The organism is Acinetobacter sp. YH12132 (assembly GCF_013418645.1).
Classification (GTDB): Bacteria; Pseudomonadota; Gammaproteobacteria; order Pseudomonadales; family Moraxellaceae; genus Acinetobacter; species Acinetobacter indicus.
Map to the genome: position 1 here is coordinate 62032 of NZ_VPBR01000005.1, position 24114 is coordinate 86145.

The 24114-nt window shown below is 51.1% G+C and carries 14 protein-coding genes; 4 read left to right on the plus strand and 10 right to left on the minus strand.

What is annotated here, in order from left to right; all coding sequences use genetic code 11:
• Nucleotide 1 precedes the first annotated feature (1 nt).
• From FTU67_RS07345 to FTU67_RS07385, 9 genes are all read right to left on the minus strand, one after another.
• Nucleotides 2–2839: a monovalent cation/H+ antiporter subunit A gene (locus FTU67_RS07345; protein WP_104499198.1), complete on the minus strand. Its 2838-nt coding sequence runs from the start codon at nucleotides 2837–2839 to the stop codon at nucleotides 2–4.
• 339 nt (nucleotides 2840–3178) lie between these two features.
• Nucleotides 3179–4546 carry an AAA family ATPase gene (locus FTU67_RS07350; RefSeq protein ID WP_160241676.1) on the minus strand — a complete coding sequence of 456 codons (1368 nt, stop codon included), beginning with the start codon at nucleotides 4544–4546 and terminating at the stop codon, nucleotides 3179–3181.
• Between the two features lie 16 nt (nucleotides 4547–4562).
• Nucleotides 4563–6065, minus strand: a complete 1503-nt coding sequence (locus FTU67_RS07355; protein ID WP_005181808.1) for a UvrD-helicase domain-containing protein — start codon at nucleotides 6063–6065, stop codon at nucleotides 4563–4565.
• An 11-nt stretch (nucleotides 6066–6076) separates the two neighbouring features.
• A complete protein-coding gene (hisIE, locus tag FTU67_RS07360; RefSeq protein ID WP_005181811.1) occupies nucleotides 6077–6862 on the minus strand; it encodes a bifunctional phosphoribosyl-AMP cyclohydrolase/phosphoribosyl-ATP diphosphatase HisIE in 786 nt (261 codons plus the stop codon).
• A gap of 149 nt (nucleotides 6863–7011) precedes the next feature.
• Nucleotides 7012–8088 carry a patatin-like phospholipase family protein gene (locus tag FTU67_RS07365; RefSeq protein ID WP_180061608.1) on the minus strand — a complete coding sequence of 359 codons (1077 nt, stop codon included), beginning with the start codon at nucleotides 8086–8088 and terminating at the stop codon, nucleotides 7012–7014.
• A gap of 193 nt (nucleotides 8089–8281) precedes the next feature.
• Nucleotides 8282–9901, minus strand: coding sequence for an AarF/ABC1/UbiB kinase family protein (locus tag FTU67_RS07370; protein ID WP_104494772.1), 1620 nt, complete (start codon nucleotides 9899–9901; stop codon nucleotides 8282–8284).
• A 12-nt stretch (nucleotides 9902–9913) separates the two neighbouring features.
• On the minus strand, nucleotides 9914–10585 hold the full coding sequence (locus tag FTU67_RS07375; protein WP_180061609.1) for an SCP2 domain-containing protein: 672 nt from the start codon (nucleotides 10583–10585) through the stop codon (nucleotides 9914–9916).
• A gap of 19 nt (nucleotides 10586–10604) precedes the next feature.
• Nucleotides 10605–11546: a bifunctional demethylmenaquinone methyltransferase/2-methoxy-6-polyprenyl-1,4-benzoquinol methylase UbiE gene (gene ubiE / locus FTU67_RS07380; protein WP_005181822.1), complete on the minus strand. Its 942-nt coding sequence runs from the start codon at nucleotides 11544–11546 to the stop codon at nucleotides 10605–10607.
• Nucleotides 11547–11753: 207 nt separating this feature from the next.
• On the minus strand, nucleotides 11754–12458 hold the full coding sequence (locus FTU67_RS07385; protein WP_104471774.1) for a hypothetical protein: 705 nt from the start codon (nucleotides 12456–12458) through the stop codon (nucleotides 11754–11756).
• A gap of 207 nt (nucleotides 12459–12665) precedes the next feature.
• Here FTU67_RS07385 and FTU67_RS07390 point away from each other — a divergent pair, with 207 nt between their 5' ends.
• Nucleotides 12666–14090: a phosphate--AMP phosphotransferase gene (locus FTU67_RS07390; protein WP_168399011.1), complete on the plus strand. Its 1425-nt coding sequence runs from the start codon at nucleotides 12666–12668 to the stop codon at nucleotides 14088–14090.
• Nucleotides 14091–14164: 74 nt separating this feature from the next.
• On the opposite strand, the gene FTU67_RS07395 is transcribed toward FTU67_RS07390, so the two are convergent.
• Nucleotides 14165–14671, minus strand: a complete 507-nt coding sequence (locus FTU67_RS07395; protein WP_005181834.1) for a hypothetical protein — start codon at nucleotides 14669–14671, stop codon at nucleotides 14165–14167.
• A gap of 181 nt (nucleotides 14672–14852) precedes the next feature.
• Here FTU67_RS07395 and FTU67_RS07400 point away from each other — a divergent pair, with 181 nt between their 5' ends.
• The 3 genes from FTU67_RS07400 (at nucleotide 14853) to recD (ending at nucleotide 24097) form a co-directional block, all read left to right on the plus strand.
• Nucleotides 14853–18539 (plus strand): exodeoxyribonuclease V subunit gamma, encoded by a 3687-nt coding sequence (locus FTU67_RS07400; protein WP_180061610.1) that lies wholly within the window; start codon nucleotides 14853–14855, stop codon nucleotides 18537–18539.
• A gap of 3 nt (nucleotides 18540–18542) precedes the next feature.
• The gene (locus tag FTU67_RS07405; protein ID WP_180061611.1) at nucleotides 18543–22259 is read left to right on the plus strand and encodes a UvrD-helicase domain-containing protein; all 3717 of its coding nucleotides are present in this window, start codon (nucleotides 18543–18545) and stop codon (nucleotides 22257–22259) included.
• A gap of 62 nt (nucleotides 22260–22321) precedes the next feature.
• Nucleotides 22322–24097 carry an exodeoxyribonuclease V subunit alpha gene (gene recD, locus FTU67_RS07410; protein ID WP_180061612.1) on the plus strand — a complete coding sequence of 592 codons (1776 nt, stop codon included), beginning with the start codon at nucleotides 22322–22324 and terminating at the stop codon, nucleotides 24095–24097.
• Nucleotides 24098–24114 lie beyond the last annotated feature (17 nt).

The window sequence follows — 24114 nt, forward strand, 5'->3', positions numbered from 1 at the left end:
CTTACCCCCGAGGAATTGGACCAGACATACTGGAGTGACGCGAGTCGCCCAGCACGGAAATCAGCAACATGGTTGCCCCGACAACGGTAACGTAAACTCCAACATCAAACAGTGCCGCTGAAGCCAAATGCAGTTCACCAATCACCGGCGGATTGACATAAATATGTGCACTGGTCAGGAATGGACGGCCCCAGAACCAGGCTGCAATCCCGGTCAGGCCGGCAATGGTCAGACCGGAACCAATCCAGATTTCATATAAACGTCCGGATTTGGCTTTCAGCATTTGCTCGGTTTGGTCCTGACCAATGGCAATGTACTGAATGATCAGTGCCATTGATGTGACCAGTCCGGCAATAAAGCCACCGCCTGGCAGATTGTGCCCGCGCAGGAAAATATACAGGCTGACCACTAAGGCCACCGGTAAAATCCAGGAAGCGGTCATGCGCAGCATCAGTGGAGATGGGTTAAAACGATAGGTCAGGCCCTGCGTCATGGTGGTGCCGTGGGCACGCATCCCATCCATCAGGCAGAGGGCGCCAATGGCAGCAATACCGAGTACGGTAATTTCGCCGAAGGTATCGAAACCACGGAAGTCGACCAGAATCACGTTGACCACGTTGGTACCGCCGCCCAGTGGAATTGACTGCTGATTAAAGAACCATGAAATCGAGTTGTGATCACGGGTCATGATTAACCAAGCCAGCCAGCTAATACCAGCACCGGCCAGAATTGCAATCCCGGCATCGCGCCAGCGGCGGGTGCTGCTTGATTCATACGGGGTTAATTGTGGCAGCAGCGACAGGCTCATCAGTAACAAGACGGTGGTCACCACATCGACGGTAATCTGGGTTTGAGCCAGATCCGGAGCCGACAGGGTTACAAAGATCATGGTTACCACCAGACCGACGGCGCCACTGATCAGGACAGCTTTAATCCGTTCATGATGGAACCACAGCATCATCCAGCAGGCACTGAATAACAGCAGCCACAAGACAATGGCAATTGCAGGTGCCTGGGTCAGCTCACGCGTACCGGTACCAATCCCCTGATTCAGCAGCGGCACCGACACCAGTGCAATGGTAAACACCAGAATCCAGAACAGATAACTTTGTAGGGAGCCGTTTTCGGTCAGGCGTTTAAAGCGGCGCGAGTTCAGCAATAGGCCTTTTAAGAACAGGTCAAATAACACCCGTCCCTGTAAGCGGCCCAATGCCGGATCAAGATCAATCTCGCGGATACGGCCGCCTTTGGCCAGGGCAAAATACATCACCAGACCGCCCACCAGCGCAATCACACTCATTAGCAATGGCAGGTTAAAGCCGTGCCAGATGGCCAGATGGGTGCCTTCAAAATTCATCAGCTGGGTACTGGCACGGGTGGTGCTATTGACCAGATGCTCAACCAGCAGGGCAGGGAACAGGCCGACAGCAATACATAAAATCGCCAGAATCAGGGCCGGTGCGCGCATGCCCATTGGCGGTTCATGTGCATCTTTATTGGGTACGTCTTTGCCAATCGGGCCATCGAAGAACACGCCATGCACTAAGCGCACCGAATAGGCCACGGCAAAAATACCGGCCAGTGTCGCGACAATTGCCGAGATCACCACCACCGGTCCGCTTAAATTGGCCAGCAGTTCGGTAAAGAACATTTCTTTGGACAGGAAGCCGTTGAACAGAGGCACACCTGCCATCGACGCAGCCGTAATCATGGTCAGCGTACCGGTAAACGGTAACAGCTGCCATAAGCCACTCAGTTTGCGTAAATCACGGGTGCCGGATTCATGGTCAATAATCCCGGCAATCATGAACAGTGCCGCTTTAAAGGTGGCGTGGTTGATAATATGGAAAATGGCTGCAGCCACGGCCAGCGGAGAACCAATCCCGAGCAGGCAGACAATCAGGCCCAAATGGCTGATGGTGGAATAGGCCAGCAGACCTTTCAGATCTTCTTTGAAAATGGCAAAGAAAGCCGCGATACACAGGGTAAACAGACCAACAAAGGTCACCAGATTATGGTACAGCGCTGCGCCGGCAAAAATTGGCAGCAGACGTGCCAGCAGGAAAATCCCGGCTTTCACCATGGTCGCGGAGTGCAGATAGGCCGATACCGGCGTTGGTGCCGCCATGGCATTCGGCAACCAGAAATGGAACGGGAACTGGGCACTTTTGGTAAAGGCGCCGAGTAAAATCAGCAATAAACTGGGTACAAACAGCGCATGGCTTTGAATCTGATCGGTCATGGTCAGAATCTGGTCTAGCTCATAGGTGCCGGTGATCTGTCCGAGCAGGACAAAACCACCGAGCATAGCCAAGCCACCCATGCCGGTAATGGTCAGGGCCATACGTGAGCCGCGTTGAGCCGCTTCGTAATTGCTCCAGTAACCCACCAGCAGGAAGGAGGAAATACTGGTCAGTTCCCAGAACACCAGCAGGATAATCAGGTTATTCGACAATGAAATCCCGAGCATGGCTGCCATAAACAGCATGAGCAGGAGATACAGTTTGCTGAGGGAGTTTTTGGGGCTTAAATAATAATAAGCATAAATAAAGATGAGGGTACCGATACCGGTAATCAGCAAAGAAAATAATAAACCTAAAGCATCCAGGCGAAAGCTTAAATCAATCCCTAACTGGGGTAGCCACGACCATGACTGAATGATGGTGGCGCCATTAAAGACATCCTTTGCTTGAGTCAGTAACAGGATCAGACTGCTTAAACTGACTCCTATCGCCCCTAAAGCCGTTACCCCGCGCGAGAATTGCTTCAGCCACGAGACAAGGGTTGTGCCAAGTACCAGCGGTAGCAATATAATAATCGATAGCACACTCGTATCCATTGTCTTGATAGGTTCAAAACCTAAGGGTGAATCTTATCTTTCAAGGATTACAGGAATGCAAGGAGCAGTCCAAAATACTCAATCTTGAAAGCCGAAAAATAGAATTATGTCTAAATAAACAAGTTGTGTTGCGCAACTTGAGAAACTTATAGAAAATCGGATTTTACTATAAAAATATAAATCTGATTGATTTTATTACATGAATAAAACAACATCAATTTGTTTTTGCGCACACGGCAGACATTATACGCCGCCGAACTTTTTTCAGGATGAAATTGTTAGATCAGACCGGATTTTTTTGGCTGATTTTCCGATATTCCCCTCTATTCAAAGCCGTATTTAAGGCAACGGATGCGGGGTCGAGGTGTCATCATCATTTTGCAGCCGTTTCAGCAAGGCTTCCTGCTGTTCGGCACTCAGTTGCTGCTGAATCTGCTGATAGATGTCATCTACGCTGGTGGGCTCCTGTACCGCTTCACTCAGGCTTTCATCGCTGCTGCTGACTTCAGTCTGCATAAACTGGGCATAAATAGCGTCCAGCTGTTCCTGCACCGGTTGCAAATGAATTGGATGCAATTGCTGCTGATCCAGTCTTAAACATTGATAGTCTTCGGCATTTTCCAAGAGTGCCGTGCGGTTACCGGTGGCAATAATCTGCAGTGCCGGAAAAGCCTGATGCAAACGTGCCAGAATTACCGAGGCCATATCCTGATCGAGCTGATGATCGACCTGATCAATCAGCAGAATGCCGTCGCCTTCTAGAGTCGGATACAGACTATAGGGATTGAGCAGACATAAACGCCGCACAATATCTCCGACCAGTGCAATCCAGTTGCGGATACTGTTGGACAGCTGCTGATAGAGCTGGGTTTTGCCCTGATAGGTGACCATTAATTGCAGTTTTGGATGATATTGTAGATAAATCTGGCTCAGTTCTGGCAGTACAATCTGTAGTGCATCGCGCAGGGCCTGCAGACTTGGCGCGTGCATCTGGGCATGTGCCTGCATCAGTTTGTCACGCCGTGGAGGTTCTGCGTCGGGATGCTGCGGATGTAATAACTGTTCAATCAGCTGGGCGCTCTGGGCGTTTTCAATATCGGAAATTTCCCGGAACCACTCAAAAAAACGTGTAAAGGTGGTGAAGGGGATAGCAGAAATTTCATAGGCATGTGCAGCCTGAAAAATCAGCGGATTGTTTTTACTCAGCAGATTGACTTCATTGACAAAACGTTCGGCCGGATAATAGGCAATTAATGGCAGGCCTTGTAGCGGGTCCTGTTTTACCGCCTGCTGGTACAGGCTGACCATTTTTTCTAGTTTCTGGGTTTCAGCCTTGCTGACCCCGACGCCGTTGCTGTTCAGGGTTTTGTACAGCTGCCAGTCGCAGCACTGACGGTCCTGCTGCTGGGCATCGCTGCTTTCCGGCAGGCTGCCAATGTCTTTGGGAAAACACACGCACAGATCAATTTTGGACTGCAGCCGGGTGTGCATAATGTCCTGATCAAGCATGACCAGTCCCGAGGTGCGTAAATCTTTATAACGGGCAGCAAACCAGGTCAGTGCCTGATAGGTGAAGCGCAGTAGCGAGGTTTTACCGGAACTCTGATTGCCCAGAATTAAGGCCACAGGCTGTTGCTGCGGATGCAGTTGTAGCTGAAGGTCGGTAAAGTGGGTGATGTGCTTGAACTGGACAGACTGAATTTTCATGGGTCACCTGCATGCTTTAACCCACCGCCTTACGCAAGGACACCGGCATCTGCTGTTTCAGCTGTTGCACCAGATCGTAAATATGATGGATATTTAAGCTTACTTTAGCACGTGTGCAGGCCACGTACAGTAATCGTAACTCTTCATCACTAATTTTATGATCACGTTCATTGACCTTGAACTGATAGTCATCTTCCAGATGCACGCGGTCCCATTCCAGCCCTTTGGCTTTGTGCGCGGTTGAAATAATATAGTCCGCCTGACCAATCGGGGTGATTTTGGCCAGCGCCTTTTTCAGCGGATCGGTACCATGATCATCCACCAGTTTTACCAGCGGCTTAATGTCGCTGCCTTCATTGGTTTCGCAATATTCATGTACATCGTGCCAGGAGTTAAACCAGGCCAGTTCCGGCACATCGGTGACGCGGCGGCCCTGTTTCAGCATACTGGCGGCATCGACAAAGCGGTTCAGTTTGACATGATCGGCCTGCAGGCTGACCTTGTCACCATGTACCAGACCGGCCAGCAGCAATTCCATCGCCCGGGCATTGGTGCGGCATAAAATGGCATCACGCTGTTTGGTATGCGGCTTGTTCACCACTTTGGAATGTAAATCCGGGTTGCCGAGCAGCGGCACAGTTTCATTTAAACCGCCGAGAATGGCATTGGCGGTCATGGCGATGTCCGGACCAAAACGGAATGAGGTGGTTAAACGCGACTCCGGCAAAGGCAGTTGCTGCATGGCGTTGATGGCACCGCGCCAGGCATAAATCTGCTGATGGGCATCGCCCACATAAATCACCTGGGTGTTACGCTGTTTGAGCAGAATCCCCAGCATTAACGGGTCGGCATCTTGCGCTTCATCAAACAGCACATAATCGGCCGGAATATTCGGTTCCGACAGCGCCCACAGTTTCAGGTAAATATCATGACCGATTCCGGCCTGATGGTTCGGATCAATTGATTCCAGCCAGCGCCGTTCCACTGCCGGATACAAATGTTTTTGCAGCAGCTCGGCATCATCAGGGTGCAGCCAGTTCGGTGCCTGAATATGCCGTGGTGCCGGATATTGCGAGCTGGTCGAGCAGAAATAGCCGACCGCATTGGCCACCAGACTGGCCAGCCGTGAAGGCATCAGCACATATTTTTCATAGCGGCCACCCATCATCCGGCGCAGGGTAATTGGCTCGAGACGATATTCCTTGGCAATAAAACTCGGACTCAGGCGCGGCAGGCGCAGTTTGTCGGTGACTCCACGTGGAACACTACGAAAGGCCAGCGAGTGAAAGGTGCGACAATCGACATTGCGATGAAACTTGTGTTGCGCTTCTGCGGCAATGGATTTGTTAAAGGCCAGATACATGCCACGCCGCTCCGGCATGGCTTCACTGATCATCTGCAAGGTGGTGGTTTTCCCTGTGCCGGCATAGGCAATCACCTTGAAGGATTTACCCAGACGTGCGTTATCAATGGCAGTGGCCTGCTCATAGGTGGCGGTCGGTTTCTTCAGCTCAGACACAGGGCGACAGCTTAAGCCTGAGTACGGTTGGCTTTTTCCACCAGACCGGATAAGCCCTGACGGCGTGCCAGTTCATTCAGAATCAGTTGCGGGTCCAGATTGAAATAGCCGAGCATGACCAGACTGTGGAACCATAAGTCAGCCACTTCATAGATCAGGTCATTTTTATTGTCTTCATAAGCTGCAGCCTGATATTCCTTGGCTGCCAGAATAGTTTCTACGCTTTCTTCACCAACTTTTTCCAGAATCTTGTTCAGGCCTTTGTGATACAGCTTGGCCACATACGAAGAATCCGGATCGGCGGCTTTACGTTCAGCCATCATTTTGCCTAAATAGCTCAGAATTTCGACCTGTTCAGATTGCGCAGTGGAGGCATTCATGGCCAAGGTGTGCGGATTGCTGGACTTCTCGCCATAAATCGCATTCGGGTCTTTTAGCTGCGCATCAACAATTTCCCAGCCATTCGGAGTCAGTTTGCGATAGAAGCAGGATTCACGGCCAGTATGGCAGGCAATGCCGCCATGCTGTTCAATTTGCAGGATAATCACATCAGCATCGCAGTCCAGACGGATTTCATGCACCGTCTGGAAGTGACCGGATTCTTCACCTTTGTGCCAGAGTTTGTTGCGTGAACGGGAAAAATACACCGCCTGATTTTTTTCTGCGGTTAAGGCCAGCGCTTCGCGGTTCATCCAGGCCACCATCAACACCCGACCGGTTTGATGATGCTGTGCAATGGCTGGCACTAATCCCTGTTCGTTAAATTTTACTTCATCGAGCCATTGCAAGTTATTCATGAGTATGTCACCAAAATTTGTTCAGAAAAACGAGATTTACGCCAGTGCGCAAACGCTATAGTGTACGGTATCTGACCGGCTTGCAGGAAAAAATCTTTGCCTATTTTTGCTCAGGATGTTACCACCATCCTGCTCATTCATCTCCCCATTTAAAGCGGCTGTAACACCTCTGGTAAACACTGCTTTTCAACCAGTTCTAAAAATTCATCGCCCAGGCGCTGACTTTCCGCAATACATTGTTTCCAGAGCTGAATACGCTGTGCCTGATCCATGCCTTTTAAATTAAAGTCTTTACGGTCGGGTAGGCGGCCCAAGGGTAAAGACTGTAAATATTCGGCTGATGGTGAAATCAGCAGGGTTCGTGCATGATTGTCCGGATTGGCTTTGCGGTGTTTCAGCATTTTGTCGAACCAGCCTGGGGTAATGCTATCGGTAAAATGCGGATACAGCACCAGTCCCTGACTCTGAAACGGCAGGTCAATATGATAGTCAATCAGGCCGCCATCGCGGTAGCTGCCCGGCGCTTCCGGAATATCCCGAATTGCGGACATCACGCCCGGAATTGAGGCCGAAGCCATCAGCCAGCTGGTGACATTGTCCGGCGTTAGCGCATGATAATGGGTAAAGAAATCATCCTGCACCTGAAACTGGTTGCCTTGAGCTGGCTGGCTGATCACGCGCTGCATAAACAGGCGGTTGTGTTTGCGCGCCAGTGCATTGCTGCTGACAATACCAGCCACCGAGGCCAGTAGGGCCAGTGCACGGTCACTCTGGAAAATGTGCTGCGCTTTTACCGAGAGCACGGTCAGATGATAATCCGGATGATCGACCAGCTGCTGTGCCTTGCCATCGACCAGATTCAACAGCATATCGCGGCAGACATGACTGACGTCCTGCCGTGACATTTTTTTATGAAAGCTCAGATTGGTATATAAGTCTGCCAGCCGTTCGGTACCTGCTTTGGCGCCCCAGGCCAGAATGCTGGCAAAACGCCAGCTGCCAATTGAAGAACCAATCAGGGTGCGGCGCTGCGCTGACTGCGGCAAAAACTCGCCAAAAATGGCCTGATCCAGTCCCTGAATACCAATACCTTTTGGACCACCGGCAGCACCCGGAATCATATCGACCTGATCGGGTTGTAGGCCCTGCTCGGCAATCAGCTGCCGGGCCAGATGACCGGCACGAAGGGTGAGGGCAGGTGGACGTTTTTGCAGAATCTGGATCATGGTCAGGCAGAAAAATAAACAGTTGTCTGTATTTTAGGCCAGTGACCAAGGCTGACAAGGGCAGGAATGTTCACTCTCTGACTGCTCAGTCATCCGGCATGTGGTCTGCAATAGCGTGGCATAAAAAACCGGTCATGTGACCGGTTTAAATAATGGGGGATATAAGGCTTCACGCAACTTCGCCCATTTCGCCTTATTTGGCCACGCGCCAGACTGCCAGAATACTGGCCAGCACAATCAGAATGACTGAGACAAACCACGGTGAAATAATCGCAATCGATAGCAGAATCGCCATTACGCTACCAAAAATCCAGCTGCGTTTTTGCTGATGCTCCATTTGCAGACGCATGCTTTGCAGTTCATTTAGCTGTTTGGCATGCCAGGCCGACTGGTTTTTCAGGCCGTTTAAGCTGTCGATCATCAGGGTCGGTAAATCCTGCGCACCCAACAGTAGGTCCGGAATTTTTTGTCCCAGCTCTTTCAGGTTTTTCTGCGGATTCATTTGTGCCTTGACCCAATCGGTGAGGATTGGTTTGGCCAGACTCCAGATATCCAGTTCTGGATACAGATCGGTGCCTAGACCTTCAACATGCACCAGCGTTTTGAGCAGCAGCATTAACTGTGGAGGAATTTCCAGATGGAAACGGCGGGCAATATCCATCACTTCAATCAGAATGCCGGCAAAGTCCAGCTCATGCATGGGTTTGGAGACCATCGGTCCTACCGTACGGCGCATTTCACGTGCCAAAGCATCCTGATCAGTGCCCGGTGGAATCCAGCCGGCCTGATGCACAATCTGGATCAGCTGCATAAAGTCGCTGTTCATGACTGCCAGTAACATGCGCGCTACGGTCATCTGATCGTGCTTGGACAGCTCGCCCATAATCGCGCAGTCCAGCGCAATAAAGCGCGGGTTTTGCGGATTGATAGTTTCTACAAACACATTGCCCGGGTGCATGTCGGCATGGAAGAAGTTGTCGCGGAACACCTGGGTAAAGAAGATGGTCAGACCTTTTTGTGCCAGATCGGCGCGGTCCATACCCAGACGGTCAAAGGTGGCCACATCGGAAATTGGCACCCCGGTAATCCGCTCGGCCACCATCACATCTTTGCTGTCCATATACACTTCCGGCACATACATCATGCTGGAGCCGGTGAAGTAATGACGCATACGGCGGGTATTATCGGCTTCTAAGGTCAGATCGAGTTCTTTCAGGATAATCTGGCGATAGTCCTGAATAATTTCAGATAAATGCAGCGCGCGTGCCGCTTCAAGACGTTTTTCCAGAAAATGGCCGAGCCATTGCAGAATTTCAAAATCCTGCAGAATCTGCTGGCGGATATTAGGACGGGTGACTTTGACCACCACTTCGCGGCCATCGTGCAGGGCAGCGGTATGCACCTGGGCAATTGAAGCAGCTGCCAGCGGCTGCTCATCAAAACGCGCGAACAGGGTGTTGACATCGGCCTTTAAGGATTCCTGAATCCGCATTTGCGCGACATCGGAACCAAAGGGTTTGACCCGGTCCTGCAGCAAGACCAGCTGCTGTAATACTTCAGGTGGAATCAGGTCACGACGGGTCGATAACAGCTGACCGAGTTTAATCGCCAGCGGTCCCATATCTTCCAGGGCCTGTTTCAGCTTGAGCGGATTTTTCCGTTCCTTACTGGACCAGGCCGCCGGATGCATCCGGATCAGACTCAGAATATGGCGGGCTTTTTCTGGTAATTCTTCCGCAGGGAACAACGTGTCGAGTCTATAGTGCGCAGCAATACGCCAAAGTTCGATTAAACGTGAAACGTGCGGAATCATAAATCTCTTTACCTAGTCGTGTGAATCTGGAGTGTCTTCAAGCTGCTTGCGGAGCTGTTGAATCTTGGCCTCTACGCGGTCGATATTCTGGTTCAGGATGCGGGTATCCTGTTGCAGATCATCCATTTGCCAGCGCGGTGCAAACAGGCCGGAATCTTCTTTCAGGGCATCTTCGGCGAAAAACAGCTGACTTTGCAAGGTTTTTTTCAGCTGCTTGGGCGCCAGCTGGATTTTACCCAGCTCATGTGCCAGTGTCGGGCCAACCCATGGCGACAGATGCGCGGCCAGATCGGGTTCGGCCTGCTCGATAATACGCTGGATGTCCTGTAGCAGCTTATAGTCGCCTTGTACCGGAATGGTGCCGACATCATCGGCCAGCAGCAGTTTCAGCAGTTCCACCACATTCTTGATCTGCAAGGTGGCGGTGGCTTCACTGAGCTGCTGTTCGCGCTCAAACGGGCGCTGCTCGAAAATAGACGGTTGGGTTGCCTGTCCGGTAACGGTCGGCTCCAGACGCACCTTGTTTTCATCAAAAAATACATCTACCGACAGTTGCGGCGCATCCATCACCACGCGCAGGGTTTTGCCCTGTAGCTGGTTCAGCTGGATGCGGGTAATCGCATCCAGATTAATGACATGATGGATGCATCGTTCAACGGCACCTAAGGCCAGAATCGACCACATAGCAGTGTCCTTTTCGGAATTAGAGTTTAAAACCGCGGTGCACCGCCACAATACCACCGGTCAGGTTGTGGTAGTCACAGTTCTGGAAGCCGGCATTTTCCATCATGCCTTTTAGGGTGCGCTGGTCTGGGTGCATACGGATTGATTCCGCCAGATATTTATAGCTTTCAGAATCATTCGCCACCAGTTTGCCCATGATTGGCAGTGCAGTGAACGAGTACAGGTCGTACAGTTTCGAGAACGGTTCAAATACCGGTTTTGAGAATTCCAAGATCAGTAAACGGCCGCCTGGCTTAAGCACGCGGTACATGGCTTGCAGTGCAGCATCTTTATCGGTCACATTACGTAAACCGAAAGAAATGGTCACCAGGTCAAAGCTGTTGTCAGCAAAAGGTTCAAGTGTTTCAGCATTGGCCAGGACGAAATCGACATTGGTACAGCCGGCATCAATCAGACGGTCACGACCGACATTCAGCATCGATTCATTAATATCTGAAAGGACCACATGGCCGCTTGGACCAACTTCACGGCTAAAAACTTTGGCCAGGTCGCCGGTACCGCCCGCAATATCCAGTACGTGCTGGCCACGACGCACACCCGACATGTTAATCGCAAAGCGTTTCCATAAACGGTGAATACCAAAAGACATCAGGTCATTCATGATGTCGTATTTGCTGGCCACCGAATGGAACACTTCCGCCACTTTCTGGGCTTTTTCTTCGCTGTTTACGGTCTGGTAGCCAAAGTGCGTGGTCGCGCCGACATTACCGGTATTGGCGCCACGTGGCAGGTTGTATTTTGGAATGCTGCCCGTTACCGGAGTATCGGTTAGGCGCTGTTCTAGAGACTGCTGCTGACCTTGTGGTGCACCTTCCGGTAATGGCGAGGTTAAGAATGGGCTCACTTTGTCTGTGTTGGTTGCCGTTTCTGGATGGGTAGGCTTTTGCTCTTCATTAGACATAGTGTCACTCCTAACATGAAAATCGGGTTGATGTGGCAGTGCAAGCATGATGACAGATTCTTAGGCGTTGTACAGTCATCGGCCTGCAATTGTCAGGAATAAAATACAGAAAATTGAATTGTTATCCTGATGAACGTGAATGCATATTCGTTTTACTGCTGTTTTTGTACCAAATTTTGGCCATCACATGCAAAAAATTATGTGGCTTTATTGAAAGGGCTGCGGATCTCCCCGATGCACTTTGTCAATAATCTGGCGTTCAACTGCGGTAAATTCGCGGACAAATTTTTCTGCAGATTTCAGCGGTTTCATGGCCACAAAACCATCTTGCATAAACTCGTACATGATATCGAAATTATATTTATGCGCGGCGCCTTTACACATTTTAAAGGCGGTATAAACCATAAAGGAGCGCATGTATTTGTCCAGGCTTTTGCCCAGTTCATCCAGCATGTCCAGCTGTTTTAAACGCGCGCTGCCCTGATCGAGCTTTAAATAGGTCAGGCGCATCATCTCGTCGGTCAATGGCGTCTGCGCCGGATAATCCTTTAACAGCTGAATGGCAACCTGTTCATCCAGCTGCACCGCTAAAATGGCCAGGGCCACCCCGGAGGTGCCGGTTTTAATGGCATTTTCCGGAATCAGTTTTTCTGCTTTATGTGCGTATTTGGTCAGGCGCGCAATCTGTCCGGCCAGCGCATCAAAATCGGGGCCGCCGTATAAACGGTTTAGAAAATATTCGGCCATCAGCATATTATTTTTTTCGGCAAAATGCGGGGCATGGGTGCGTTGCATGCGCTGTTTCTGCCACAGCTGCACTTCCTGCAAACGTGTGAAAATTTCCGGCTGGCGATGATATTCAAATTGATTATAAAGTTCTAAAAGGTCATCTAAAACCGCAAGTTTGGACATGGAGCGTCTCAATTGTTTTGACTTAAGCGGCATTCTAAAGCCAGTTACATGCACAGGCCATGACAAATTAGTGACAGATTCAGGATCATCGGGTCAGTTTGCACTAGAAATAGACAAAATCAGACAGACGCGCTATACAAAATCATCAGCCGCCCGGCCAGCAGGCTGGTTATACTGAACGGAACAATAAAACAAGAGTGTGTGCCTATGACCGAGCAGAACCCGCAAACAGAATTTCAGTTAATGGATGAAGATCAGCTGTCTGTCGAGCTGATTGAAGCACAATATGCCCTAAAAGACAGCCGCGGTCAGAGCAATGCCAAAAGTCTGGTGATTCTGGTCAGCGGCATTGAGCTGGCCGGCAAAGGCGAGGCGGTGAAACAGCTGCGTGAATGGGTCGATCCGCGTTATTTGCATGTGAAGGCCGATGCCGCACACCTGTTTGATTTCAAAACCAGTTTCTGGCAGCCCTATGCCCGTTTTATTCCGGCCGAAGGGCAGATCATGATTCTGTTTGGCAACTGGTATAGCGATCTGCTCAGCAGTGCCACCCATGTCTCGAAGCCCTTTGATGACAGCCTGTTTGATGAGTATGTGCAGCGTTTTCGGGCCTTTGAACAGGATTTAAAAAATAACCAGGTCGATGTGGTCAAGATCTGGTTTGACCTGTCCTGGAAAACCCTGCAAAAACGCCTGAACGAGATGGACCCGAGCGAAGTGCGCTGGCACAAGATGAATGGCCTCGACTGGCGCAACAAGAAACAGTACGACACCTTGCAAAAGCTGCGCCAGCGTTTTACCGATGACTGGATTATTATTGATGGTGAAGATGAGCAGCTGCGTGACCAGCAGTTTGCCCAGCATGTATTACAGGCTTTTAAAGATTGCCCGGAGCATCCGAAAACTGTTGAGCAGAGCTGGCAGCAGGCGCCGATTCCCGAGGCCTTGCTCAATCCGGACAATGCCGCGCTGGATGAGGGCGACTATAAAGCCGAACTCAAAAAACTCAGCCGCAAAGTGGCCGATGCCTTGCGTTTTGATGACCGCAACGTGGTGATTGTGTTTGAAGGGATGGATGCAGCCGGCAAAGGCGGCGCAATTAAACGGATTGTGAAAAAGCTGGATCCGCGTGAATACGAAATTTATACCATTGGCGCACCGGAAAAATATGAATTACGCCGGCCTTATTTATGGCGTTTTTGGACCAAGCTGCAACCAGAAGAAAAAATCTGTATTTTTGACCGTTCCTGGTATGGTCGGGTACTGGTGGAACGGATTGAAGGTTTTGCCAGTGACCTGGAATGGCAACGCGCGTATGCGGAAATTAACCGCTTTGAACAGGATTTAACCGAGCATCAGACCGTGATTATCAAGTTCTGGCTGGCGATTAGCAAAGATGAGCAGGAACAGCGTTTTAAAGCGCGTGAACAGACTGCACATAAACGCTTTAAAATTACCGAGGAAGACTGGCGGAACCGGAATCGCTGGGATGATTATTTAAATGCCGCAGCCGATATGTTTGCCCATACCAGCAGCGAGGATGCGCCGTGGCATATTATTGCCACCAATGATAAAAACAGTGCCCGGATTGAAGTGCTGAAAACCATCTTAAAACAGCTGAAAGCTGATTAAGCCGGCAGCAAACAGGCATGAATCCGCTATAAAAATGCCGGTCACTGGACCGGCATCAGATTGAGGAAAAAGGCTTAGCCATTGACCACCTGGGTCTGTTTCTGCTGGATGCCTTTGGCAATCTTATAGCTTTCTTCCACATGCGCTTCGGCGACTTTCTTCATGACAAAATAGCCCAGGCTGGCCGCCACCAGCTGTCCGCCTAAAGGAATAAATTTGGTGACTTGCTTCGTGATCACTTTCGCGGCAACATTGTTCAATGATTTTTTGACGGCGGTACGTGCCACCACCAGGCCGGAAAATTCAATGCCGCGTTTACGCAGTTCCTGCCAGTGAATCTGCTTGGTTTCGGGGTCATAGACACTGACCTGTTCCGGCGACAGACCAAAACGGGCATTAATTTCAGGAATCAGTTGTGACAAAATACCGACGTCAATCACGACATCTAAAAATGGAACCGGAATGACCGCCGCGCCTGCGGACACGTAGGCCCGTTTTTTGACCAGCTCCAGACAGTCAGCACGAACTTGCTCTAAATTTAAATTGGGGTCAATCGAGTTGGGAATCTTGTCTATTTTCATAATATTAAATACCTTAAGCGGTGTATCGATTTTTTTATTGAAGCACTATTAAGGTACGTATTTCAAAGCATTTTTGAATCGAACCATGAGCTAAAAGTGACATAGGCAACTGCAAAAGTATAGTAATGAATCTTTATGGTTTTGTAGATATCATGGCAAAAGTTTAACAGGGTAGAGCGTTATGGGGATTCATGTCATTCAAAGTCAGCGTGTCGATGTACTGGTCGAGGCGATGCTGAAGACAGTCCGTAAACCTGCAGCGCATCCGCTGGAGGTATTAAAAACCCAGCACTTTATTGTGCCGTCCCCTGCGGTGGAAGCCTGGTTAACCCAACGTCTGGCCGAACATCAAAGCATCTGTGCCAATACCGAGTTTCATCACCGGATTCGCGGTTTCCAGTGGAGTGCCTATCAATGGGTGCTGCACGATCAGAAAGACTTGGTCCGTCAAGCCAATATTCCACGAATTATCATTAAATGGCGCGTATTTCAGGCGCTAAAAGAATTTATTCAGCCGGAACAGAATCCGCTAGCAACCAGCCATGCGCTGTTTCCGATTATCCAGCGGATTTATGCCAGTGCCGACCGGCTGGAACAGCCGCTGGAACGCCAGCTGAAAAAACAGAGCATGCTGTACTGGGTGGCCGAACAGGTATCCAAACTGTTTAGCCACTATATGACTTATCGTGGGCATTGCCAGAAAGGCTGTGGCGAGCAGTGCCGCTGTCCGACCAACTGGCTGATGCAATGGGGCCGTGATCAGGCCCTTGATCTGGAGCAGATGTTCTTTAAAACCGACAGCGAAGTGTTGGGCTTTATGCTGCAGCAGGCAGAAGAACTGGAGGCGTGGCAGCGCTGGCTGTGGCAGGCAGTTTTTCATGAAGATTTTGAGCAGATGCAGCAGATTGACCAGCTGTTCTGGCAGGCGCTGGGCAGTCCGGAGCAGCCGGGCAAGGCGCTACGCAAATTACCGAAACAGCTGGTGGTATTTACCTTGCTGGACTTGCCGCCGCAGCAGTTACAGTTCCTGCGCCGTTTAGGTCAGTACATTGAAATTTTTATCCTGCATTATAACCCTTCACAGGAATACTGGGCCGACAGTGTCGATCCGAACTGGAAGGCACGTTATGATGCGCGGGTGAAACAGCGTTTTCTGGCGCAGCATCCACAGGCCAATGACGCCGAGATTGCTCAGTTTTTCGAGCAGTTTACTCTGCATTTTAATGCCCAGAACCGTGAGTCGCGTCATCCCTTGCTGACCCGTCTGGGCAAGCAGGCACGCGATCATTTCTCCTTACTCTCTGCCTTATCTTCCGGTGAAGAAGGCGTGTGGGCCGATCTGTTTATTGATGACTATCAGCCCAGCTTATTGGGCAAGCTGCAGGCCGATATCCTGTATTTAAATGAACCGGCCGCGCATCAATATGCTTTAGAGCAGCATGATGATTCCATCCAGATTCATGTCTGCCATTCCAGTCTGCGTCAGCTGGAAGTGTTAAAAGACCAGCTGTTGCACTGGCTGTCGCAAGGCACGAAAGAGCAGCCGCGCCGGCCAAGCGATATTCTGGTTTTAAGTCCGAATTTAAAAGAGATTGAGCCTTTAATCCGCAGTGTCTTTGCGCCGCCACCGAGTGCGCGTGATCTGGGCAATCCCTTACATGACAGTAGCCGGTTGGCCCAGCACGGCGTGTATTTGCCAATTCAGATTGCCGGGGTCAGCCAGCTGGATGTCAGCAATGCCTGGCGCGCCGTGGCTGGCCGGATTCGTCTGTTACAGGGCCGCTTTAGTCTGGATGAATTTGCCGATTGGCTCGGGCTAGCGGCCAGTTTGCAGCGTTATGAGCTGGACATTGCCCAGCTGGAGCGTCTGCTGGAGCTACTCAGTGCTGCCGGTTTTAAACGCGGTTTTGATGCCGAGCATTTGCAGCGCAGCCTAAGCGCCGATGATCAGGATTATCGCTTCAGCTTTAAATTTGCGCTGGATCGTCTGGCGCTGGGGCTGGCCATTCCGGAACATACCCTGTTTCAGGATACGCTGTGTTTTGCCGAGGTAATGCCGGCCGATTTTGAACTGATTGCCAAACTGATCCAGATTTATCAGGACCTGGCCGAGCGCCGGCACTGGATGATTGCGCATGAACGCGGCGAGAACACGCGGGCCGAACAGTGGCTAAAACGCTTAATGCAAGACATTGACGAGTTTAGCGCAGCTGGTGTCACCGCGCTGGAAAACGTCTATAAAATCATTAAAAAGCAATACCGTATGCTGACTTTGGCCAGCTATTATGATGAGCAGGACCGGCATGCACTGGCGGCCTTAAGTCTGCCTTTGCCGTATATATTGGAAGAAATTGAAGCACAGCTGGCAGCACAACTGGAACAGGCCGAACCAAGCGGCCAGATTACCTTTTGCCAGCTGGGCCAGCTGCGTCCACTGCCGTATAAACTGGTGGTGATGCTGAATCTGGACAGTGGCAAATTCCCGAATCGTAATGTGCAGCTGCCATTCGATTTAATGCAGTTGCTGAAACCGCAACTGGGTGACCGCTCGCGTCTGGAAGATGATCAGGGTGCATTTTTGGATGCACTGCTATTGGCGCAGGACAAGGTCTGGCTGTTTTATAACGGTTTTGATGTCAATGATGGGCAGGTGCGTGATCCGTCCAGCATCTTGCAGGAGCTGATTCAGCATCTGGCGCTGATTGTTGCCGCGCCGCAGCCCGAGTCTGCGCTGAACCAGACCGTGAGTATTGACGGGATTGAGGTGCCGGAGCAGTTGCGTCAGCTGTACTGTGTGCACCGTTTACAGCCGTTTGATCCGCTCGGTTTTGAATCCAGCGAGATCATCCGCTTTCAGGACCAGTGGTATGCAGTGGCACAGCAGATCCGTCAGCCGGGTGGGCAGCGCAGTCACTGGGCCAATCAGCCTTATCCTTTATTGACTCAGGATTTGCAGGTGCTGGACAGCCAGCAATGGATTCAGGACATGATTTTCCCGGCGCGGCTGTATTTAAAAAGTGTCGGGGTGGAAAACCTACGTCCGGAACAGCGCAGCGATCAGGCCGAGCCGTTATTGCTGGATGGTTTGGGTCGCTATACCATCCGCGATTTTCTGAAACAGCAGCACGATACGCCCGATCCGGCACTGTTACAAGACCGCCTGCCGATTGGCAAAATTCGTGAAGGCAGCTGGACCATGAGTCTGGTCGAACAGCAGCAGCTACAGGCCCGCTTGCAGCACTATGCACCGAGTGAAACGACTATCACCCGACAGGTCTGGAAAGTGCGTCCTGACTTGCACATCCGCCTGACCCTGCCAAAACAGGGCGCCGAGCGCTGGGTTAGTCTGGAAGCGTCCAGTGCGCGTGCCAAACGCCGTACCGCACTCTGGCTGGAATATCTGCTCTGGCTGGCCTATCTGAATCTGGGTGATGGCGGCCAGCAGCATCAGCGGATTGTGGTATTTAGCGATGATACCGTCTGCTGTGAAGGGGTCAGTTCCAATCAGGCCAGACAGTGGCTGGAACACTGGTTTAAGGCTTGGGACTATGGCCAGCGCCAGCCCTTGGTACTGCCATCAGCCTTGCTGCTGAAAGTGGCGGAAAAAGGCAAGCAGCATGAATGGGAACCCGATGCCGAACAGCGTATGCAGCTGAAAGATCTGGAGGGGCTGTATAAGGACTGGAATGATTCGGGCCAGTTTAGTGCCTTTTCGGTGGCCGACAACGAAGCCTGCAAGCATCATCGTGACTGGCAGTTTATTTTGCAGGAGCAGGATGCCAGTTTATTATTGGCGCATGCCTGTGAACAGTTTTCCTATGATTTATACCAGCCGATTTTCTGGCACCAGCAGACGCTTGAGGAGTAAATGATGGCCGCTACTCCACATTCTTCGCCACTATCTTTCCAGCCCATTACCGACATGCAGTTCAAGGGGCTGCACTGGATTGAAGCTTCGGCTGGCACCGGCAAGACCTATACCTTATCCAGCCTGATTGTGCGGATTTTTCTGGAAGCCTATTTACCCCATCAGGTGGTGGCGACCACCTTTACCCGTGCCGCCGCGGCCGAGCTGAAAAGCCGGATTCGTGCACGTCTGGTTGAAACCCTACGTTATTTTGAACAGTGCCAGTCCTATACTGAAGCCGAACTGCAAGCCAAGGCCCAGACTGAGTCCGATCCGCTATTGCAAAAAGTGCTGGCGGATTATGCTGCCAAACCGGACTTTGCCCGTGACCGGCTCAAGCTGGTGATTGACCAGCTGGATGAACTGTTTGTGGGTACCTTAGACAGTTTTAGCCAGAAGTTGTTGCGAGAATTCAGTTTTGAATGTGGCAAGATTGAACGCGCCGATATTACTGATGATGCCAAAAGTTATGTGCATCAGCTGATTCATGATGTGCTGCGGCAATGGCTGCAGGCCCAGCCACAGCAGGTGGTGAATTATCTGCTGTTGCAAAAGAAACTCAAGCATGTCGACGCCTATGTGGGTATTGTTGAAAATACCCTGAATTTTGCCTCGGCCCAGTTTCGTGAAGTACCGGCGCCCGAACTGGATTTAAACCAGTTTGAAGCAGCCATTGATGAGTTGTTGCAGCTGGATCTGGCTGATGTCGACAGCCTAAGCGACTATTATCTGGAGCAGGGCCAGTACGCTGCATTGGTTGGGAAAAAGTGGCGCACCAATCAGCTGATGCAACACACCTTATGCGAGGCTTTGCCGGCATTACTAAAGGCGTTGTCCCAGCAACGTGGCTATGCCTTGTTTGCACCACATTTTGAAAAAACCTTAAAGCTGTGTACCGATTTATCCACCAAAAAAGTGCTGAACAAATGTCCGGACGAGGTGCTGACGCAGTTTGAACAGCATGCGGTGATTCAACGGCTAAAAGCCTTCTGCCAGCAGTTGCAGCAGCTGCAACTGGATTTAGAGCTGCTGGATGCCTATCTCAAATACTATTTAAGCCGCGAAGTGAAAAAACGCCTGCCACAGGTGTTGCAGCAAAAAGGTGAAACCACCTTTGCCCAGCAGATCCGCAGCCTGTCGGAAGCCTTGCAGGGCGAGCAGGGACTGCGTTTTGCCCAGTTTGTGCACAGTAAATATCCGCTGATTCTGGTCGATGAATTTCAGGATACAAACCAGGATCAGGACAGTATGCTGGCCAGTATCTGGCGTCATGCCCGCTATTATCAGCAGGGCTGCATGATTATGGTGGGTGATCCAAAACAGGCCATTTACGGTTTCCGCGGCGGTGATATGCTGACCTATAACAAGGCCCGGGCCGATGTGCAGGCCAAACAGGGACGTCTGTATAGCCTGAAATACAATCATCGTTCTATTCCGGCTCTGGTGGAAGTGGTGGACGCCTTGTTCCAGCGCCAAATAGATTTTGGTGAAGAGGTGCAATATAGCCTGGTAGAAGCCGGACCTCGTCCCCATCCGGCCTTAATTGACGGGCAAGGGGAGAACCGGCAGCCCTTGCGCTGGTTAATGCTAGAAGACAAAAATAATGAAGCATTGCAGGTGGCCTGGAAAATCCGGGAGCTTTTAAATCAGGCGGCGCAGCAGCAAATCTATCTGCACAATGGTCAGGAGCGCAGCCCGCTAATTGAAGATGATATTGCGGTGCTGTCCAAAAACCATGACGGGCTGGACAAGGTGCAGTACGAGCTGGAGCGGCTCGGGATTCGGGTGAACCGTCCATCCAAACGCAGTGTGTTTGACAGCCAGATCGCCAAAGATGTGGGGGCGGTGCTGACCGCAATTATGCATCCTTATGATGAAGCCAAAGTCAAAAGAGCCTTGTTAAGCCGCCTGCTGAATTTTAATTTACAGCGCTTACTGGAACTGGAAGCCCATCCGGCCGGCTTGAGCCAGTTTATGGATGATTTTGACTGCATCCGCAGCATCTGGTTTGAAAAAGGCTTTTTAAGTGCCTGGCAATATGCCCTGAACCTGTTTCAGGTCTGGGAGAATCTGGTCGCCCATCACAGCCGTGACAATGAACGGGTGGTGGTCAATCTGCGCCATTTAAGCGAACTGCTTAGCCAGCACAGCGAACATTATCAGGGTGCACAAACCCTGTATCAGTGGTATTTAAAACAGTTGCAGGCGCCAAGTGAACGCGAGTGGGAACTGGAGCGAAAACTGTCCAATGCCGCCGGGGTACAGTTGATGACCATCCACCAGTCCAAAGGGCTGGAATTTAAAGTGGTGTTTTTGCTGGGGGCTGATAAGGACTTTCGCGAGGTCAACAAAACCCTGAATTTCTCGACCATTCAGGCGGTCAATGCGCTGACCGGTCAAACCGAGCAGCAGCGTCTGATTGCGGTAAATGCAGCAGCCTTGCTCAGTGCAGAGGATCAACAGCAGCATCAGCTTCGGGCCGAAGCCGAGCAGCGCCGTTTGTGGTATGTGGCACTGACCCGGGCCAGCCATCGGGTCTATGCCATTTTGCAGGATCAGAGCGGCAAATCCTGTTCCGGTCTGGCTTTCTGGCGCGGTCAGGGCAGTGACGTTTTCCAGCATCCGCATTGTGGCGATGAAGCATTGCTGACTGAAAAGCCGCCAAAGCTGAAGCTGCAGCAGCATGAGCAGACGCTACCATTAACGGCAAAGACTTTCCCGCAGCAGCGTTTCTATCCGCGCAGTAAAACCAGTTTCAGTGCTCTGGCCCAGCATTTAAGCCGTAAACAGGCGATTGATGCGCTGGCGGCTCATATTGAGCAGCACAGCAGTGCCTCTGATGAACTGCATCAGCCAGTAGCGGTGGCTGATGTCGACATCCTGAATCAGCCGATTGCCTGGATTAAACGCCAGTTCCCGATGGGTACGCTGGCCGGTAATTTCCTGCATGAGATTTTTGAACACATTGATTTTCAGGATCAGCAGGACTGGCCGCTGGAAATCCAGCGCCGTTTTAAAAATGATTATCCTTCTTTGTGGCAGGAGCTGCAGGACAAGTTTAGTCAGGAATATCCGGAACATACGGAGGAAATCTTGCTGAGCTGGCTGTCGGCATGGCTGCTGGATGTGCTGAGTACACCGCTGCATCCGGGCTTTCAGTTAAAACAGCTGGCGCCCGAGCAGCATCTGGCAGAATTTCCGTTTTATCTGTCCTTGTCCGATCAGGTCTTGGCGATCAAGCGGATTCATCAGCTGTTTGATGAATATGGCATTCAGATGCTGGATTTTCATGATGCCAATTCGGCGCGCTATTTAACCGGTTCGATTGACCTGGTGTATTTTGATGGCCACCGTTACCATATTGCCGATTATAAAAGTAACTTTTTAGGCGCCGATCAGTCGCATTATCAGGCGGCCTCGGTGCAGGCCAGCATGTCACAGTCCAGTTACTGGCTGCAGGCCGGTCTGTATCTGGTGGCCCTGCATCGCTACCTGAAAGTCCATCTGGAAAATTACGATATTTATCAACATTTAGGTGGGGCCAGCTATTTGTATTTGCGCGGCATGAATGGTCAGGCCGGGCAGGGCGTGTACCATTGGAAACCGCCGGTCGAGTTTATTTTGCGACTGGATGCACTGTTGGGGAATCCAACTGTCGATCAACTGGGGAAAATTGCCTAAATCATTTAATAACATTTAAAGAAAGAATGATTTAGCATGTGGATAACTTTGAGGATAATAGTGTGGACAACCAGCGGACAGTTTTAGCAGCAACGCCTGAAACCCAAACCCCGGCATGGTTTGCGCTTTGGAGTAACTATCTTTTACAGGCGCCTTTTTTTCAGGCGGAAAAGCGAGAAGATTCCGCTAAAATCATCGCGCAGTTGCTGGAGGCTACTCTCAATGGTGACAGCTGTATAGCCGCCTCTGCCGAACAGGTGGCAGCGTTGGCCAATCTGGTCGGCTCCGGTTCTGAACCGGGTTCGGTGGCGCCGTTTATTTATGACCAGCAGCATTTATACCTGTACCGATATTGGGCGCTGGAGTCGGCGCTGGCACAGCAGGTGGCACGCTTAAAACAGCAAGTTGTTACGGCGGTAGATGTGTCGGACTATCTGCATTTACTGGAAGACCAGCACCAGCAGCAGGCCTTAAAAATGACCGCGACGACCGCCTTTAACCTGATTACGGGTGGCCCGGGCACCGGTAAAACCTATACTTTGGCGCGGATTATTGCCGTGCTGAACCAAGCCTTGCCGGAGATCCGGATTGCCATGGCGGCCCCGACCGGAAAAGCCGCGCAGCGTATGAAAGAAGCGCTACAGAATTCCTTTGATGATCCGAAAATTGCCAATCTGGTCAGTGACGATCTCAAACGCCTGACCCCGATTACCATCCACCGGCTTTTGGGCCTTGGCAACCGGCAGCAGCCACGTTTTCATGCCCGGCAGCCGTTGCCTTATGACCTGATTGTGATTGATGAAGCTTCCATGCTGGACCTGAATCTGGCCAGCATGCTGTTCAATGCCATTGCTGAACAGACCCGGGTGATTTTACTTGGGGATGCGCAGCAGCTGGCGTCGGTCGATGTTGGTTCGGTGCTGGCCGATTTACAGCAGGTGCCGGCACTGGCAGATAATCATGTGCATCTGGTCACCAGTCGCCGTTTTAAAGCCGGTGCCTTAATTGGTGAAATGGCCCGCTTTATTCAGCAGCAAACGGCTGAACAGCCGGCCGTGCAAATCTTGCAGCAGTTTGCCGCACAGCTGGTACAGCCGGGTGAATTACAGGCCGTAACTTTAACGCCGGATATGGCCGATGTACTGCAACTGGAATATTTACCCGATGAAGCGCCCGATCCCGTAGCCGGGCAGGGCTATTATGACAAACTGATGCTGGGCTATCAGGGCTATGTGCACAGCCTAAAACAGTATTTACAGGCTGATGATCCGGACTCGGTGGTGGCGCAGGTGGTGAAAGCCTTTGACCAGTATCGGATTCTGACTGCAATTCGGCATGGTGGCTTGGGCTTGCAACAGCTGAACATGCAGATTGAGCAGCGTTTGTTGCAGCAACTGGCTCTGGACGTGGCCAAGCAGGGCGACTGGTATGTCGGCCGGCCGGTAATGATGACCTATAACGACTATCAGCTCGGCCTGTCCAACGGTGATATTGGCCTGTGTCTGCAACGTCTGCGTGAGGGCAACCGGCAGTTTGAAGTGTATTTCCCGAGTCTGGATAAATGGGTGCCAGCCACACGCTTGCCAAAAAATATTGAAACCGCATTTGCTCTGACCATTCATAAATCTCAAGGTTCGGAGTTTCAGCATGTGGCGGTGGTGCTGGATCAGGCCGCGCAGAATCTGCTGAGCAAGGAACTGATCTATACCGCCATTACCCGGGCCAAATCGGTGGTGAGTTTACTGGCAGACCGGCAGGCGCTGGTACAGGCCTTAACCGTGAAAACCAGCCGTAACAGTGGTGTGTTAGAAAAAGTAAATGAACATTTGTCATTATAAAGTTGGCATAAATAAAC

What these genes read in the sequence shown, in the direction of transcription:
- FTU67_RS07390 (WP_168399011.1), top strand. Translation starts at nt 12,666, where the DNA reads ATGACCGAGCAGAACCCGCAAACAGAATTTCAGTTAATGGATGAAGAT.
- FTU67_RS07400 (WP_180061610.1), top strand. Translation starts at nt 14,853, where the DNA reads ATGGGGATTCATGTCATTCAAAGTCAGCGTGTCGATGTACTGGTCGAG.
- FTU67_RS07385 (WP_104471774.1), bottom strand. Translation starts at nt 12,458, where the DNA reads ATGTCCAAACTTGCGGTTTTAGATGACCTTTTAGAACTTTATAATCAA.
- FTU67_RS07350 (WP_160241676.1), bottom strand. Translation starts at nt 4,546, where the DNA reads ATGAAAATTCAGTCTGTCCAGTTCAAGCACATCACCCACTTTACCGAC.
- hisIE (WP_005181811.1), bottom strand. Translation starts at nt 6,862, where the DNA reads ATGAATAACTTGCAATGGCTCGATGAAGTAAAATTTAACGAACAGGGA.
- FTU67_RS07405 (WP_180061611.1), top strand. Translation starts at nt 18,543, where the DNA reads ATGGCCGCTACTCCACATTCTTCGCCACTATCTTTCCAGCCCATTACC.
- FTU67_RS07345 (WP_104499198.1), bottom strand. Translation starts at nt 2,839, where the DNA reads ATGGATACGAGTGTGCTATCGATTATTATATTGCTACCGCTGGTACTT.
- FTU67_RS07365 (WP_180061608.1), bottom strand. Translation starts at nt 8,088, where the DNA reads ATGATCCAGATTCTGCAAAAACGTCCACCTGCCCTCACCCTTCGTGCC.
- ubiE (WP_005181822.1), bottom strand. Translation starts at nt 11,546, where the DNA reads ATGTCTAATGAAGAGCAAAAGCCTACCCATCCAGAAACGGCAACCAAC.
- FTU67_RS07375 (WP_180061609.1), bottom strand. Translation starts at nt 10,585, where the DNA reads ATGTGGTCGATTCTGGCCTTAGGTGCCGTTGAACGATGCATCCATCAT.
- FTU67_RS07395 (WP_005181834.1), bottom strand. Translation starts at nt 14,671, where the DNA reads ATGAAAATAGACAAGATTCCCAACTCGATTGACCCCAATTTAAATTTA.
- FTU67_RS07370 (WP_104494772.1), bottom strand. Translation starts at nt 9,901, where the DNA reads ATGATTCCGCACGTTTCACGTTTAATCGAACTTTGGCGTATTGCTGCG.